This window comes from Nitrospira sp. (genome assembly GCA_029194675.1).
Lineage (GTDB): Bacteria > Nitrospirota > Nitrospiria > Nitrospirales > Nitrospiraceae > Nitrospira_D.
The window spans coordinates 1,640,929-1,656,161 of the sequence record JARFXP010000001.1 but is presented as its reverse complement, the minus strand read 5'-3'; the positions used below and the strand labels follow the sequence as shown (position 1 = coordinate 1,656,161).

Below are 15,233 nucleotides of genomic sequence, written 5' to 3'. Positions count from 1 at the left end.
TGAAGAAGGTGGATGGCCGATGGGAAATAGTCTAGGGAGAAACCGATGACGGAGCAACGAACGATGGTCGGCATTCTTGTCGGTGGGGGGCCGGCTCCCGGAATCAATAGTGTGATCAGCGCGGCCACGATCCGCAGTATTCTCGGCGGCTCGGATGTGCTGGGGATCATCGATGGGTTCAAATGGCTCATGGAAGGAAGCAATGGTCAAGTCCGGCCACTCTCGGTCGAGGAGGTCAGTCGTATCCATTTTCGGGGTGGCTCGTATCTGGGCACGTCACGTGCGAACCCGACCAGAAGCGCAGAGTCTCTCAAAAACGTGTTGTTTGCGCTGTCGAGTCTCGGTGTCACTCGCTTGGTCACGATAGGGGGGGATGACACCGCGTTTTCGGCGATGAAGTTGGAAGAACGAGCCGACGGCCGTCTTCAAGTGGTTCACGTTCCCAAGACCATCGACAATGATCTCGACCTTCCGCATGGCATTCCAACGTTCGGGTTTCACACGGCCCGTCACGTCGGAGTCGAAGTCGTGAAAAATCTGATGGTTGACGCCCGCACCACAACTCGTTGGTACGTGGTCGTGACGATGGGACGCAAGGCCGGCCATCTCGCCTTGGGTATCGGGAAGGCGGCCGGTGCGACCCTGACAATCATTCCGGAGGAGTTTCGCGAGCGGCCGGTCAAGCTGCAACGGGTCGTCGATCTTTTAATCGGAGCCATAATTAAACGGTTGGAACATGGTCGGGCAGACGGTGTTGCGGTGCTGGCCGAAGGGCTGATCGAGATTCTCGATGCTCATGATCTTGGCGGACTGGAACGTGCCGAAAGAGACGAGCACGGTAACTTACGATTGAGCGACGTGGATATCGGCGACGTCTTGCGGCGTGAATTGGCACAGCAGCTCAAAACGTTGGGACTTGCTGTCCCCATCGTAGCGAAGAACGTTGGCTATGAGCTCCGCTGCGCCGATCCGATTCCATACGATATCGAATACACGCGAGATCTCGGCTATTGCGCTGCTCAGTATTTACTCGACGGTGGAACGTCGGCCATGGTCTCGATTCAAAACGGACGGTTCACCCCGATACCGTTCAAGCAGATGGCGGATGTGTCAACTGGACGGACCAAGGTGAGGATGGTGGACATTGAGTCCGAGTCCTACCAAATTGCCCGTCAATACATGATTCGGCTGACTGAGGACGACATGAAGAATCCGAATGCGCTGGGCCGCTATGCCGCTTTGGCAAGCCTGTCCGTAGAAGCGTTTCGAGAACGGTTCAGCAGAGTTTTCTGAACGACATGGATGCATCTCGCTGAGCAAAGGGTATCCGACATGAAGATTCTTGCGGCAACTGATGGATCGAAACACGGTAGGTGGGCGATCGAATGGTTGGTGGAGATACCGTTCACCGTGCAACCGGTCGTCCGTGTCCTCCATGTCGCCGATGTGGCGAGCGTTCGGGCTCCGTTTATGATCCAGCCGGTGATTGTCGGTACTGAACGGTACATTCAGTCCGAAGTGAAGCGCCTGGAAACGGCGGCCAAGTCCACAAAAAAAGAATCAGAGGTCTTGTTGTCGAGGCTCGGTTTGAGCGGAACCGTAACGACCGACCAAGGCGGTGTGGCAGCCACGATCATGAAGCATGCGCGGCGTGATGTAGGACTTCTGTCGATCGGGTGCCGAGGCTTGGATGTCTTGGATCGATTCATGCTGGGCAGCATCTCGAACCATGCCATCCACCATGCCCCTTGCTCCGTACTGGTCGTGAAGGAGGCTCCTCGGCCGGTCAGGCATGTGGTGTTGGGGATCGACGGGTCGACGGCGTCGGATAAAGCGGTTAGGTTTCTGATGCGCCATGTCAATCCGACCCCCGCCGGTCCGGATCAGGAACCAGTCATGGTGACGGTGACGCATGCGGTGCCCTATTTCAAGCATCCGGAGGTCAAGGAGACCGGGAGAACGCTGGTACAGCGCTATGGTGCTAAGCTCGCGAAATCTGGCTTCCAGGTACGTGAAGCCTTGAGGCCGGGGAAGCCGGCTGACGAGATTCTGACGGTGGCTAAGCAGGATAAGGCGGACCTGATCGTGACTGGAGCGAAGGGGTTGGGCGCGATCCGCCGTGTCCTACTCGGCAGCGTCTCCACCCGTGTGGTGCAATATGCTCACTGTGGAGTGCTCGTGGCCCGGTGATCATCTAAAGTAGGGGATGGCTCATAGCCTGCGGAACGTGCTTGACGGAAAGGAGGAAAGCGCAATAGACTGACGCCGTCTCGGATCATCAAGGGAGAGGATTTATGACAGCATTACTGAAGATCGACCAAGACTCGCTCCCTGATCGTTTAGTGACGGGGCTTTCAAAAATCGGTTTGGCGATGAAGAGCCGCGCATGGAGACGGAAGGGACGTCCAGGGATCGGTCCCCTGCAAATCCAAGTCCTCACGTTTCTCCGGTCTCGACCAAACCATTCGGCTACCGTCTCGACGATTGCCAGAGAACTTTCCGTTAAGCTGCCTACCGCCTCTGAAGTTATCCGGACGCTAGAGCATAAGCGTTTGGTTCGTCGCCGCCGTCGGGAACTCGACAATCGCGTCGTGACCGTTCATCTCACCTCGCTTGGAGCCAAGGCAGGTCACGTGGAAAACCGATGGCCTGAGATTCTTGCGTCCGCGACCGAAAACTTGTCGGTGCAAGAACAGGTCGCTCTGCTCACCGCGCTCGTGAAACTGATTCGTGCGCTTCAATTGCAAGGGGAAATCCCTGTTGCGCGTATGTGCGTCTCCTGCGAGCATTTCCGTCCCCATGCCTATCCGGAATCAGACCAACCGCATCACTGTGGATTCTACAATGTCGCCTTCGGAGATCAGGCATTCCGGCTCGATTGCCCGGAGTACGTGGAGGCTTCCACGGAAGAGCCACGCGATAATGTCGACGTGTACAAAGCTGTGAGTATCACCCAATCCGCCTAGGGATGACAGCTGGCGACCGGTGGGCCACAGGGTGCCTATCGTGCCGGCTGTTCAGTTCAGTTGATGTAGAGTTGTCGATCCGCCTCGACCTGCCCCATTAAGTCTTCCAAGGCCGCCTGTAACGCAGTTTCGATGGGAACGCGGTCGGAAGCAGTGACCCAGCGTACTGATGATCCCACTGCAGTCTGTTCGGCCCGATACGCTTTGATAAGCCGGGCGTCTTCGCTCATCTCTGCTTGCAACCCGATTCGGTAATGATAAAGGCTGCCGTGAGAGGTGAGCGTCAGTTTCGTGGCCACACGAAACGTCAGGTCGGCTGGGTCAGGCGAGACCGAAGCGAAGGCGCCTCGCTGTTGCAGGTATCTCAAGACCGCCTGCTTCAAGTCGAGATGCGACCATTCCAGCAAGACAATGCCTGGCCGATGGTCCGGGCCTTCCATTGAAATCGGGCTGATAACGACCTGAAGCGTTCGAGGGATGGTGACGGACGACGCGCTCGTGTGGAGAGGCGTCACCTGAATTCGATGGACACAACCTACCCATGTAACACAGAGGCCCAGCAACAGCATTTTGAATGTAATCGAGTGGATCATGGGCAATCAACGGATGGACGGATCGAACCTTCCCCACAATGTTCCGAATCTGCGCGATTAGCGAGTCGAGCTGGGAGAGGGATCTGACACGATCTCCAAGTCTTTCAACGCTCGTGCGGCCTGTTCTCGGTAGGCGCGTTCTGTCGGCTCTGTGTAGGTATCGATCACACGTTGATAGGATGCACGGGCCCTCTCCGGCTGCTGTTTGATCGCAAGATATTGTCCCAGCGCAATCCAATTCTGAGCTGCTGTGCCTCGAGCCGTTTGCATCAGGGCGAATTCACGTCCGACCTGAGACGTCCCCTGCGATTGCCCCTGCTTCCTGACGGTGTCCGCCATCTGGTCGGCCATGGCTTCGATCTGTTCGTTCTCGTGGACTGCGGCTCCCACTCTATTGGCCTTGAGGTGCGTGTAAAAGTTCTCCACGTGGTCCTTCATGATATCCGCTCGCCGCTGGTACGGGTCCTGTGCACAACCAGACAGAAGGAGGACGCATAGCGAGATAATACTTACAGTTCGGTAGAAAAAGCGGCGAATCGAAATCTTCACATGGAGCCTCCCTGGATAAAAGTCCTCGTACGTCCATGCAGTGGGAGTCTAACATACAGCCAGCCGTGCCAACACTAGCTCGATCGGTGGGCACTCTCGATGACGCTTCCCCGAGAAGCGCCGACAGAGGGCACGAAGCCCCTTGAACCTCTGACGACGGCTGAGCTATCTTATTTAGGTGGCGCTTTTTACGGGTGAAGATCTTCGCAAGGTGGGTGGGCGAATAAGGAGGAGATTGACATGGGAAAGAGCTTAAAAGGGACCAAAAGTCACGACAATCTGAAGCATGCGTTTGCAGGCGAATCACAGGCCAATCGTCGGTATCTGTATTTCGCTCGACGGGCCGATATTGAAGGCTATCCGGACGTCGGCGGGCTTTTTCGGGACACCTCGGAGGCTGAAACGGGCCATGCTTTCGGTCACCTGGACTTTTTGAAAGAGGTGGGAGATCCGGCCACCGGTGTGCCTATGGGGAACACTGACACCAATCTCAAGTCCGCCATCGAGGGCGAAACATACGAATATACTCAAATGTATCCCGGGATGGCGAAGACCGCGAGAGACGAAGGATTTCCTGAGTTGGCAGAATGGTTTGAAACCTTGGCGAAAGCCGAGCGGTCCCATGCCAATCGGTTTCAGAAGGGATTGGATAGTCTGAAGGGCTAACAGCCTGCTGTCAGCTCACGCGCAGCGGTCAGTCTTCGACGTAACGGGAATCCGTCGGCGAAGGCTGGCCGCTGGTCGTTTTCGGGGAGACGAATGAAGGGACTCAGCCTCATCACACCGATCGATTCCAAGCGGTTGGAGAAAGAAACACTCCGGATCTTCGAAGTCTGTGACGGCTGCCGACGCTGTTTCAATCTCTGCCCTTCGTTCAACACCTTGTTGGATCGGATCGATGCGTACGAGGGTGATGTAGCCAAGCTGACCCCGGCCGATCATCATCGAGTCGTCGACGAATGCTACTATTGCAAGCTCTGTTTCAACCATTGCCCCTATACTCCGCCGCATCACTACGAAATCGACTTCCCGCATTTGATGGTCGCCTGGAAGAAGCATCTCGCCGGGGAGCGCGGTGTCCGGTGGCGGGATCGCCTTATGATCATGACCGATGTTATCGGACAACTCGGCAGTGCGACCGCCTCCATCACCAACAGTTTGTTGGAGAACCGACTTGTGCGCAGCCTTTTGGAACGGGTCATGGGGATTCATCGGGACCGTCGGCTCCTGCATTTTTCCGGAGAGACGTTTCCCCGCTGGTTCAGCCGTCGAACCAAAACGGCGACAGCCGATCCACCGGTCCGCAAGGTCGCGCTGTTTGCCAGTTGCCTCGTGAATTTTCAAGCGACCGACGTCGGCAAGGCGACGGTGCAGGTGCTGGAGAAGAACGGGGTCCGGGTGGTGGTGCCGGAACAGCGCTGCTGCGGCATGCCCAGTTTCGATATTGGGGATACCCAGGCCATTCAGCAAGCTGTTCGAAGCAACGTCGCGTCATTGTACCCCTGGGTCCTCAAGGGGTACGATGTTGTGGTCCCGACCGCCAGTTGCAGCTTGATGCTGAAGCGCGAATATCCGGAGCTTGATCGCGATGAGCAAACCAGACAGGTGGCAGAACGGACCTTCGATGTCTGCGAATATCTGATGACGATGAAAAAAGCCGGCGAGTTGGCGACCGACTTCGCCAAGAAGCCGGGGCGCGTCGCCTATCAGATCCCTTGTCATCTCCGGGACCAGAATATTGGGTTTAAATCAAAGGAACTCATGGAGTGCGCCGGGGCACAGGTTGAGGTGATCGAACAGTGTTCGGGGCATGACGGCGCCTGGTCCGCCAAAACGGAGTTCTTTCCGATGTCGATGAAAATCGCCGGCAAGGCCGTGAGGGCGATCGAGCACAGGCCGGCTGACCTCGTCGCGTCGGACTGCCCGTTGGCCGGCTTACAGTTGGAACAAGCCGGCGCATCGGCCCATGCAGGAAGAAAAGCCGTCCTGCACCCCATTCAGATCGTCCGTGACGCGTATGGGCTGTGCACATGAGAGTGATGGACAGGACAAAAGGGAGCAGACGGTGAAGGCAATCACTTCCGGCGATGTCATCTCGTACGAAGAGTATGAACGACAGCGAGATGCCTTTCGCGCGAAGATCATCGCACTGAAGCAACGGCGACGGATTTCTCTTGGCCCCTTGATCACCGTGGTGTTCGAAAATCGGGATACTCTCCGGTTTCAAATTCAGGAAATGATCAGAGCCGAGCGGATCATCGATCCGGTCAAGGTTCAGGATGAGCTCGATGTATACAACGCGCTCTTGCCGGAGGAGAATGAGCTGAGCGCAACTCTGTTGATTGAAATCACTGATGAGGCGAAGATAAAGGAAAAGCTCGATCACTTCATGGGGCTGGATCACGGAAAGAAGGTAGCGATCGTCGCCGGCGGCGAAGAAGCCTTCGGCGAGTTCGAAGGTGGTCGAAGCCACGAAACGAAAATCAGCGCAGTCCATTTCGTCAGATTTCGACCGAGTGCCAAGATGAAAGCCGCCTTTGCGGATCTCACTCGACCCGTTTCAATTCGAGTGAATCATGGTGAGTACCACGAGGAGGTCCCTGTCTCAGGCAGCATGAGGGAAGAATGGGTCGTGGACCTGAAAGGCAATGCTGAGTAGTTAAGCGCTCGCTTCGCACGCCTCGCGGACTCATCGACGCGGGCTGAACGGGCGAAGCGGGCTGGGTGCTGAGTTCTTAATCAATTCATCCATCCCCTTTTCTGAACTCAGCACACAGGACTCAGTCCTGAAAAACTATGCCCACTGTTCTGTTGACCAAACGTATCGAGTTCGCTGCCGCGCATCGTTATATCAGGACTGAATGGGATGAGGCGAAGAATCGAGCGACGTTCGGGCGTTGCTATAATCCTCCCGCTCACGGGCATAACTACCTGCTGGAGGTGACGGTCTCCGGCGAGATTGATCCAAGGACCGGCATGGTCGTCAATCTATTCGACCTCAAACGTGTGCTCCTGGACGTGATCGATGAATTTGACCACAAGAACCTGAATCTCGACATGCCGTACTTCAAAGAGCGAATTCCTACCTCCGAAAATTTCGCACACCTGCTGTGGACGAAGTTGGCTGCTCAACGGGATATCGGTACACTCCAGACACTTCGGCTCTGTGAGGACGAAGATCTCTATGCCGAGGTCACTGCAGCCGACGGCCTGGATGTCGCCGCCGTTACCAGGCGGTATACCTTCAACGCGGTCCAAGAAGATCATCAGGGGCGAGACTGGGACTGCTACGTGACGGTTCGCGGGCCAATTGATCCGGCGACGGGTATGGTGACGGACATTGGAGCGCTGGACCGACTGGTGCAGGACACTGTCCTCAAAACTTTCGATCGACAGGACCTCTGTCAGGTGCTTGGATCCGAAACGGTGAGGGGTGAAGCTCTCGGCAAGGCGATCTGGGACCGCCTTGCCGGTCGCCTCTCCGGGGGAACCCTTCACAACATCCGTCTCGTCCAAACCCGCGATCTCTCGTTCGACTACGCCGAACTTTCATCTGGCCGATGATCCTTCTCGAAAATCAGGTTGCCGTTGTAACAGGGGCTAGTCAAGGGATCGGGCGAGCGATTTCCCTCGGTCTTGCAGCTAAAAAGGTCCTGCTGTTTCTGGTTGGGCGAAACGGCGCTGCTTTACAGGAAGTGGCAGAACTTGCTCGCAAATCGTCACCACGTGTCAATGCGCTACAATGCGTACCACGGTAATATCGGATACATCATCATGGGCTTAGGATAAACTATTTCCTCCGCCAGAAAGGACGCGATGCCCAACCCTCTGCCGATTTCGGGCTGCGCAGCTGCTGCCGACCAGCCAATAGCCTGTCTTCGTCGTGAACGTTGAACCCAAACCGGTTAGCGATTCTTTTTCCGGGATTTATGCGGGAGATAAGCAGATGAAATTGAGCGTCATCATCCCCTGTTTGAATGCAGCGGGCACCATTGCCACTCAATTCGAAGCCCTTGCGAGTCAGAATTATTCCGCGCCTTGGGAAGTGATCGTTTCGGACAATGGATCGACGGATGATTTAATGAAAGTCGTGAAGAGATACGAGAGCCGTCTTCCGCATCTTCGTATCGTTGACGCATCCGACAAGCGTGGGCAAGCGCATGGCAGGAATATTGGGGCAAAGTTTGCGCTGGGGGAATCGCTTATTTTTTGTGATGCGGATGATGAGGTCGCTCCAGGTTGGCTTGCTGCGATGGGAGAGGCGTTGTCCAGGTACGATTTTGTTGCCTGCCGTATCGATGCGAATAAGCTCAGCCCCTCCTGGGTGACGAAGCAGGTAAGACATCCCCAAGCATCAGGGCTTCAACCGAAGGGGGAGCTCTCCTATCTTCCGCACGCTGGGGGAGGTACTCTTGGAGTGAAACGTCGGATCCATGAAACAGTCGGCGGTTTTGATGAGTCGCTTGCTTTGTGTGAAGATACGGATTATTGCTGGAACATACAGCTGAAAGGGGTGACGCTTCATTTTGTACCCGATGCAGTCATGTATGTTCGCCTAAGGGATACAATTATGGGTAACTATCGGCAGGCTGTTGGATGGGGCGAATATCGTGCGCTCCTTTATAAGAAACATCTTCCCTTGGGGATGCCGAAACGGACGTGGAAACAGGGAATCGTTTCATGGAAGGATTTTGTTATATGGTTTGTGAGAAGCATTCCCCAAATTCGGGACAAAGGCGATCGTGCCGTTTGGGCTCGGCGATGCGGGGCGAAGATCGGACGTTTGAAAGGGAGTATCAAATACAGAGTGTTGGCGATTTGAATTGTCTCGCCGAACCGCCGGTTCAATCCGAAACCGTATGTTCTCTATTCGATGATAGATTTGCTAAGAAAAACATATAGACGGTTAAGATCGATTCCCCTCTTTGTTATTGGAACGATCACGCATGTCTCGACATCAAAGCCGGCCGTAGCTCTTACCTTCGACGATGGTCCGAACCCTGATTGCACACCTCGCTTGCTTGATGTTTTGCAACGACATCATGCGAAGGCGACGTTTTTCATGGTGGGTCAGGCTGCAGAGCGTCATCCCGATATTGTGAAGAAGGTGGCCGCCGCCGGACACGCGATCGGCAATCATTCCTGGGATCATCCCTCCTTCCCGTTGCTCACCGGACGCGAGCGGCGGGCCCAAATCCGGGCATGCGCAAAGGCCATTGCTCCTTATGCGCAACAAATTTTCCGTCCTCCCTATGCAGACCAGAATCTGTTGTCGCGTCTCGATGCCTTGTGGCTTGGCTATCAGGTCATCGCCTATGATTCGACGGCTATAGACTGGCTCGACCACGATGCAGATTGGATGAAAAGTAGGATTATGAGGCGGATTCGCAACGGCAGCATCATCCTGTTTCATGATTCGCTCTTTCGGCATAGCGAGGATCGATATGTCGACCGAGAACCGATGTTGAATGCGGTGGACATGCTTCTAACCGAACTTGGCGGGCGCCTCAGCTTCATGACCGTTCCGGAGCTGCTCCGACAGGGAAGTCCTCAACGGCAATACTGGCACAAGCAAACCGACATCGACTTTTTGAATGGGCTCAAGGGGCCATACGGTGAGGCGAGGCGATACTCAAGAGTCGGGTAGCGATACTAAAAAGAGGCGAAAGAGATGCACAGTTAAGCTCCGGCGGAACAATTTCAGATCGGACGAAGTTTTCCTTGTGACGGACCTCAACAAGAAATCGTTGAGCGAACGCGACATCTGTACCAAATTCATCACGCCGGCGGTGAAACAGGCGGGATGGGATGAGCTGTCGCAGATTCGCGAGGAGGTCGGGTTTACCAAAGGGCGCATCATCGTCCGGGGCAAGCTCGTTACCCGCGGGAAGGCCAAACGCGCCGACTATATTCTCTACTACAAGCCGAACCTCCCCATCGCTCTCATCGAGGCAAAAGACAACAGCCATCCCGTCGGTGGCGGCATGCAGCAGGCGCTCGTCGACCGCAACGTCTTGATCGATCAAACGATGGTCAACGACTTCCGTCCGTTTGGGAAGACGATGGCCAAACTCAGTACCGGTTCAAAGACCATCGAGCGAGCGGACGGTACGGTTGATGAGCTGCCCCTGGCCGTGGAGAAGAAGCATCGACGGATCGACACGTCCTACGAAATCTATCTCGGGCTCTATCAAGCCATTACCGGGCCGGAAGAGAGCGACAAACTCTATCGAGAGCTTTCCCGGAACTTCTTCGACCTCATCGTCATCGACGAATGCCATCGTGGCAGCGCTGCGGCGGATTCAGCCTGGCGGGAGATCCTTGACCATTTCTCCAGCGCCACCCAGATCGGCCTCACAGCCACGCCGAAAGAAACCGCGTACGTGTCCAACATTCACTACTTCGGCAAGCCGGTATTTACCTATTCGCTAAAGGAAGGCATTCGCGACGGCTTCCTCGCTCCCTAAAAGTGGTGAAGGTCCATTTGGATGTGGACGTAGCGGGCTATCGCCCGACGAAGGGAGAGGTCGATAAATACGGTCAGGAGATCGAAGACCGCATATACAACCAGAAGGATTATGACCGAAACCTGGTGATCGATGAGCGAACGAAACGGGTGGCCCGCAAAGTGACCGAGTTCCTGAAAGAGAGCGGCGACCGCTTTCAGAAGACCATCGTCTTCTGTGTGGATGTCGAACATGCCGCCCGGATGCGCCAGGCCCTGATCAACGAGAACGCCGACCTCGCGCAGCAGAATGAGCGCTACATCATGCGGATCACCGGCGATGACGCTGAAGGCACCGCCCAGCTCGGCAACTTCATCGACCCGGAAGCGAGGTACCCGGTGATCGTCACGACCTCGCGGCTGCTCTCCACCGGCGTGGATGCCCAGACTTGCTGGGTGATCGTCCTGGACCGAGGAGCCGGACTTAATCTGCCCTCTATCAGGGAGCTGCCTAGCGCAGAATCAGGACCGCACGATCTAAAACGTCCAAATTTCTCCGTCCTCTGAAGGCACGCGCGGGAAGCCTTTGCCTTACACTCCATCGAGAATACTTCGATGCCATCGTCGCCGGCACAAAGAAGACCGAGTATCGCGAGAATAAAGATTATTGGCAACGCCGCTTGGTCGGGCGCTCATATGCAGAAGTTCACTTTCGCAACGGATACGCGACGAAGGCCCCATTTATGCGCGTGCAATGCAAAGGTATCCGGAAAGTCCGCAGGAAAGGCGAAACCAAATTCGCGATTCGTCTCGGGAAGATTTTGGAGCTCAAATATTACAGGAGCCGGTAGGCATGTTCGTCCGCAGCACCGTCAAATCGACCCAAGACATCATGCGCCAGGACAGCGGCGTCAATGGCTGGAATGTCCTGATTTGCGAAGGAGGACACGGAAGAACTGCAGTTTGGCGAGGGACGGAACTCAAGATCCTTTTTCAAAAGGCACTGCATCATGTTCGACCAGATCTAGCGCTGACCGCATAGAAACCGCATGACAATTACCGAAGAGACTAGAAAAGATCCAAGGACTGCTCGCGAAGTGCTGGAACGGTTACTTCCAGACCTGCAGGGCCGGAAGGCGTGCCTCCGTTTTCTCTGCGATTCCATTCAACTGGCTCATCAGCTGTCGCCAAGTAGTTGGGGGATCACGCTTCAGAAAAATCTAGTTAGGTTTAATGTAGGCCACATCGAGGTAATGACCATTGATCAAGATAGAATTCATGTTGTGCTCGATCGTGATACGAAGCCGCCTAATTTGGACACTCTCGTCGACATTCATATTGACCCTAAGACCCCTTTATACCAGTCATTGAAATGCTCCTTAGGTTGTGAGTTTCTGCATGCCAAGGCCAATCACGCCTTGGCCTTGATAGGTGATTCGCATGTCCGTCTTGTGCGGCAGGCGGCGATAACTCCGCGTCATAATATGACGGCAAGCGCCCATTCGCCAGGAGTGCTGCTTTATCTTGAAGAAGAGCTGGGTATCCAATTACCAAATCCGGATTATTCAGCGGCCTCAAAGCTCAAGCTCAGTGTGCTTACCTTTCAGGCCCAGTTTGAACGGTTCAAGAAAGCTCTGATCGGAAGGTCCGGGGAAGAATTCCGTTCCTTCCGAGAAGGAGTTCCCCTGGAGTGGGAAGGTTACAAGGAACATGTCCGCACGAAGGCCAGGGCTCTGCTCGAGTTTTCGCAGTGGAAAGATAAAGACATCGGCACGGGCCGGATTTTGGATCGAGTGATCGACGCGATTGAGATTAATGAGGGGCCCAACCTAAGAAACAATCTTGTTGCATGGATGCCGCGGTATGGCCCAAAGAGTGTTTCGCATTGGGTGCTCAAAGAAGCGCGCCAGGACGAGGCGAAAAGGGCTCAGCTGGAACGAGCAATTTACGACCTGTTTCGATCTGGCAAATCAGAGGGACAACTCTTCGAGTCGTTGCGAAGCCAAGGAGTCGGTCATTACGACCTGATGGCGTACATTTTCTTTCTCAAAGACTGGGACCGTTTCATGCCCATTTCGACGACAAACTTCGATCAAGCGTTTCGTGACTTGGGTATTGGCTTACGGACGACTCGGCAATGTTCTTGGGACAGCTATTGCCGCTACAACGAGGCCTTGCACCAAGTGCTTAATGCCTTGCGAGATGTTACGGAATTAGAAGATGCCCGATTAATTGATGCTCATTCATTCTGCTGGATGCTGGTCCGTCTCAAACCACCAGCCGCAGCACCTGGGCCGATCATTCCCTTGCCCAAGGTGGTGGTAGGCCTGCAGGCGGTGTCAGTACAGGCGGGAGAGCTCACCACTAAAACGAAGTTTAACAAAGTGGACGAAGATCAGTTCGTTGAGCGAGATGCTGCTCGGAGGCGCTTGGGGAAACTGGCCCAAGACATCGCGATACAGTCAGAACAAAAGCGTTTGCGCGATGCGGGGCATCCCAATCCGGAACAAGTGGTTCAGCCTGTCTGGGATGAGCCAGGTCGAGGCTACGATATTCTTTCGCGCGAACTCGATGGCACCCGACGCTACATCGAAGTGAAAGCGGCACGACAATCGGGGCAGGCGCTCTCATTTTTCCTGACACAAAACGAATGGGAACAAAGTCGCTTGAAGTCGAACTACTTCTTTTATCTGGTCCTCAATGCCGAGTCGGGGAGACCGGATGTCCTCGTTATTAAAAGTGGAGAAATTTCTCCAGCCAGTCTCGCTCCATTAAATTACATGGCCTCGCTTCGAACTCCCGGCGATTGAAGAAGAGGACCTTGCGCACATCGACAGCCGCCGCCTTCTCGAAGCCGTCCTCCACGAGGCGCTGGCCCCGGCGGTCTGATCCAGGAACTCAGGTGGTCAAGACCATACCCCTGGATCCTCACGCGGTAAGCTGTTGCAGGCTGGACATTAGGTGGGTGCGGGACTACCATGTGCCAACGACACCCTAGATGAGAGATGGCCATGAGTGAATTGATCTTTGTCGTCGAAGAAGCTCCTGAGGGCGGGTACATTGCGCGCGCACTCGGGCAGTCGATCTTCACAGAAGCGGACACGCTGGCTGAATTGCCGGGGAAAGTCCGTGAGGCAGTTCGTTGTCACTTTGAGGAAGGTATGGCCCCAAAGATCGTCCGCCTTCACCATGTCCGTGAGGAAGTTATCGCCGTATAAGGCTTCCCCGCGATCTGTCCGGGAGCGATCTCGCTCAGGCTCTTCGCAAACTCGACTACTCGATTACCCGCCAAGCAGGCAGTTACCTTCGACTCACCACCCACGAACATGGCGAGCATCATCTCACGATTCCCCAGCATAATCCGCTTCGCATCGGTACTCTCTCGGCCATTCTCGCCGATGTGGCTGCGCATTTTGAGATAAGCCGCGAGTCGCTTCTTGAACGGCTGTTTGGCTAACAGTAGAGCCGTGCGCTCGCTGTTCAAAGACAAAGACACCGAACAGTGCTGTGCAGAAGTTAGGCAGCAGATTGCTCGGTCACAGCCATGCCTATCACCGGAATGCGCTGATCCTCAACCTTGTAGATCACGCGCATGCTCTGGAGTTCGTTCTTCTCGACATGCTAAACAGGAATAACTATTCGGGAGGGAACGATGAGTGCAACGGGTTCGATGTTTATCGGTATTGTGGGAGCGCTGATGTTTTTGATCAGCGTGTTTGCCTTCAGTCAACGGAATTGGAAGAGCGGTCTATCTTGGCTGCTGGTCGGTGCGGGACTGATCGCTCTCTTGACCTACATGGACAAGCCGTCGGCGAATTTATTGCGGTGATATGAATTGCTGTCTGCAGCTCGGCTATCGGCCCTGCAGGCTCTGGATCTGAGGCTCAGATCCGATTGTGTTCTGAGTTAGATGAGGCGAGTCCCGTTACCACGGGATCGGTTTACGATCACGGAGGAACAGGCCGGTCATCGACTGAGGCGCCTGGGTAGCCAGCCAAACGATGGTATCCGCCCCCTGTTCGACTGAGCGGGGCGCTTCGCTCCCGCCCATCTCAGTTCGTACCCACCCTGGATCGACGGAATTTACCGCTATGCCCGAGCTCTTGAGCGCTGCCGCGAATTTGCCGGTTACGCCGTTGAGTGCCGTTTTGGAAATGCCATAGGCTGGAACTGCCGGACCCATGCCGGTCAACCGTCCGACTCCACTCGAGACGTTGATGATTCGAGCGGCGGCACTCTTGCGGAGCAGAGGGACGAAAGCCTGGATGACGAGCAAGGGACCGATGGTGTTGGTCTCAAACATTCGTCGGAGCCGATCGGCAGGTAGATTGAGGGCCGAATCATCATGGTCATCCAAGATCCCGGCATTGTTCACGAGAACGTCAAGATGATCGACGGTCTCTGAGACGATCTTCGCAGCCTTGTCGATACTCGCTTGATCTGTAACATCGAGGACGACGGGTGTGACGGATGGAGAAGAGAGGGAGATAGCGGCTCGTTCGACTGAATCGGAGGATCGTCCGCTCAGGAACACCCGCCACTGCTTTGTCGCCAGTTGTCGGACTACCTCAAGGCCTATGCCCTTGTTAGCGCCGGTTACCAAGGCAATGCCGGACCTCTGGCGCCTCCACTTATCCAATAATCCTGTCATACCCTGGTTGCCGGCACGTTAGGCGACCG

General features: G+C 55.2%; 18 protein-coding genes. 15 read left to right on the top strand and 3 right to left on the bottom strand.

The features are described 5' to 3' along the window. Positions 1–45 precede the first annotated feature (45 nt). From pfp to P0120_08060, 3 genes are all read left to right on the top strand, one after another. Complete coding sequence (gene pfp, locus P0120_08070; GenBank protein ID MDF0674284.1) at positions 46–1,293, top strand: diphosphate--fructose-6-phosphate 1-phosphotransferase; 1,248 nt, start codon at positions 46–48, stop codon at positions 1,291–1,293. 39 nt (positions 1,294–1,332) lie between these two features. Then, positions 1,333–2,190 carry a universal stress protein gene (locus tag P0120_08065; protein ID MDF0674283.1) on the top strand — a complete coding sequence of 286 codons (858 nt, stop codon included), beginning with the start codon at positions 1,333–1,335 and terminating at the stop codon, positions 2,188–2,190. A gap of 104 nt (positions 2,191–2,294) precedes the next feature. After that, positions 2,295–2,966: a MarR family winged helix-turn-helix transcriptional regulator gene (locus P0120_08060; protein ID MDF0674282.1), complete on the top strand. Its 672-nt coding sequence runs from the start codon at positions 2,295–2,297 to the stop codon at positions 2,964–2,966. A gap of 56 nt (positions 2,967–3,022) precedes the next feature. Here the strand turns inward: P0120_08060 and P0120_08055 are convergent, their stop codons facing one another. After that, entirely contained in the window at positions 3,023–3,559 is a 537-nt protein-coding gene (locus P0120_08055) for a hypothetical protein (protein ID MDF0674281.1), read from the bottom strand. A gap of 57 nt (positions 3,560–3,616) precedes the next feature. Next, a complete protein-coding gene (locus tag P0120_08050; protein MDF0674280.1) occupies positions 3,617–4,108 on the bottom strand; it encodes a hypothetical protein in 492 nt (163 codons plus the stop codon). Between the two features lie 240 nt (positions 4,109–4,348). Between P0120_08050 and P0120_08045 the strand changes: the two genes are divergently transcribed. The 12 genes from P0120_08045 (at position 4,349) to P0120_07990 (ending at position 14,382) form a co-directional block, all read left to right on the top strand. Then, a complete protein-coding gene (locus P0120_08045) occupies positions 4,349–4,774 on the top strand; it encodes a rubrerythrin family protein (protein ID MDF0674279.1) in 426 nt (141 codons plus the stop codon). Between the two features lie 93 nt (positions 4,775–4,867). After that, positions 4,868–6,142 (top strand): heterodisulfide reductase-related iron-sulfur binding cluster, encoded by a 1,275-nt coding sequence (locus tag P0120_08040; GenBank protein MDF0674278.1) that lies wholly within the window; start codon positions 4,868–4,870, stop codon positions 6,140–6,142. A 31-nt stretch (positions 6,143–6,173) separates the two neighbouring features. Further along, positions 6,174–6,767, top strand: coding sequence for a DUF3501 family protein (locus P0120_08035; GenBank protein ID MDF0674277.1), 594 nt, complete (start codon positions 6,174–6,176; stop codon positions 6,765–6,767). 137 nt (positions 6,768–6,904) lie between these two features. After that, positions 6,905–7,672: a 6-carboxytetrahydropterin synthase gene (locus P0120_08030; protein ID MDF0674276.1), complete on the top strand. Its 768-nt coding sequence runs from the start codon at positions 6,905–6,907 to the stop codon at positions 7,670–7,672. 382 nt (positions 7,673–8,054) lie between these two features. Then, positions 8,055–8,930 (top strand): glycosyltransferase, encoded by an 876-nt coding sequence (locus tag P0120_08025; GenBank protein MDF0674275.1) that lies wholly within the window; start codon positions 8,055–8,057, stop codon positions 8,928–8,930. A gap of 51 nt (positions 8,931–8,981) precedes the next feature. Beyond that, complete coding sequence (locus P0120_08020; protein MDF0674274.1) at positions 8,982–9,755, top strand: polysaccharide deacetylase family protein; 774 nt, start codon at positions 8,982–8,984, stop codon at positions 9,753–9,755. Between the two features lie 76 nt (positions 9,756–9,831). After that, the gene (locus tag P0120_08015; GenBank protein ID MDF0674273.1) at positions 9,832–10,575 is read left to right on the top strand and encodes a DEAD/DEAH box helicase family protein; all 744 of its coding nucleotides are present in this window, start codon (positions 9,832–9,834) and stop codon (positions 10,573–10,575) included. A gap of 17 nt (positions 10,576–10,592) precedes the next feature. Then, the gene (locus tag P0120_08010; GenBank protein MDF0674272.1) at positions 10,593–11,120 is read left to right on the top strand and encodes a hypothetical protein; all 528 of its coding nucleotides are present in this window, start codon (positions 10,593–10,595) and stop codon (positions 11,118–11,120) included. A gap of 482 nt (positions 11,121–11,602) precedes the next feature. Continuing rightward, positions 11,603–13,363 carry a DUF3883 domain-containing protein gene (locus P0120_08005; GenBank protein MDF0674271.1) on the top strand — a complete coding sequence of 587 codons (1,761 nt, stop codon included), beginning with the start codon at positions 11,603–11,605 and terminating at the stop codon, positions 13,361–13,363. A gap of 201 nt (positions 13,364–13,564) precedes the next feature. Beyond that, positions 13,565–13,771 carry a 2-oxoisovalerate dehydrogenase gene (locus P0120_08000; protein ID MDF0674270.1) on the top strand — a complete coding sequence of 69 codons (207 nt, stop codon included), beginning with the start codon at positions 13,565–13,567 and terminating at the stop codon, positions 13,769–13,771. 62 nt (positions 13,772–13,833) lie between these two features. After that, positions 13,834–14,010 (top strand): hypothetical protein, encoded by a 177-nt coding sequence (locus P0120_07995; GenBank protein ID MDF0674269.1) that lies wholly within the window; start codon positions 13,834–13,836, stop codon positions 14,008–14,010. A 195-nt stretch (positions 14,011–14,205) separates the two neighbouring features. Beyond that, positions 14,206–14,382, top strand: a complete 177-nt coding sequence (locus tag P0120_07990) for a hypothetical protein (protein MDF0674268.1) — start codon at positions 14,206–14,208, stop codon at positions 14,380–14,382. A 96-nt stretch (positions 14,383–14,478) separates the two neighbouring features. Here P0120_07990 and P0120_07985 read toward each other — a convergent pair whose 3' ends face one another. Continuing rightward, on the bottom strand, positions 14,479–15,192 hold the full coding sequence (locus P0120_07985) for an SDR family oxidoreductase (protein MDF0674267.1): 714 nt from the start codon (positions 15,190–15,192) through the stop codon (positions 14,479–14,481). Between the last annotated feature and the right edge of the window lie 41 nt (positions 15,193–15,233).

Coding starts and splice junctions, on each gene's coding strand:
- pfp (MDF0674284.1), top strand. CDS start 46: ATGACGGAGCAACGAACGATGGTCGGCATTCTTGTCGGTGGGGGGCCG.
- P0120_08065 (MDF0674283.1), top strand. CDS start 1,333: ATGAAGATTCTTGCGGCAACTGATGGATCGAAACACGGTAGGTGGGCG.
- P0120_08060 (MDF0674282.1), top strand. CDS start 2,295: ATGACAGCATTACTGAAGATCGACCAAGACTCGCTCCCTGATCGTTTA.
- P0120_08055 (MDF0674281.1), bottom strand. CDS start 3,559: ATGATCCACTCGATTACATTCAAAATGCTGTTGCTGGGCCTCTGTGTT.
- P0120_08045 (MDF0674279.1), top strand. CDS start 4,349: ATGGGAAAGAGCTTAAAAGGGACCAAAAGTCACGACAATCTGAAGCAT.
- P0120_08040 (MDF0674278.1), top strand. CDS start 4,868: ATGAAGGGACTCAGCCTCATCACACCGATCGATTCCAAGCGGTTGGAG.
- P0120_08030 (MDF0674276.1), top strand. CDS start 6,905: ATGCCCACTGTTCTGTTGACCAAACGTATCGAGTTCGCTGCCGCGCAT.
- P0120_08025 (MDF0674275.1), top strand. CDS start 8,055: ATGAAATTGAGCGTCATCATCCCCTGTTTGAATGCAGCGGGCACCATT.
- P0120_08020 (MDF0674274.1), top strand. CDS start 8,982: ATGATAGATTTGCTAAGAAAAACATATAGACGGTTAAGATCGATTCCC.
- P0120_08005 (MDF0674271.1), top strand. CDS start 11,603: ATGACAATTACCGAAGAGACTAGAAAAGATCCAAGGACTGCTCGCGAA.
- P0120_08000 (MDF0674270.1), top strand. CDS start 13,565: ATGAGTGAATTGATCTTTGTCGTCGAAGAAGCTCCTGAGGGCGGGTAC.
- P0120_07990 (MDF0674268.1), top strand. CDS start 14,206: ATGAGTGCAACGGGTTCGATGTTTATCGGTATTGTGGGAGCGCTGATG.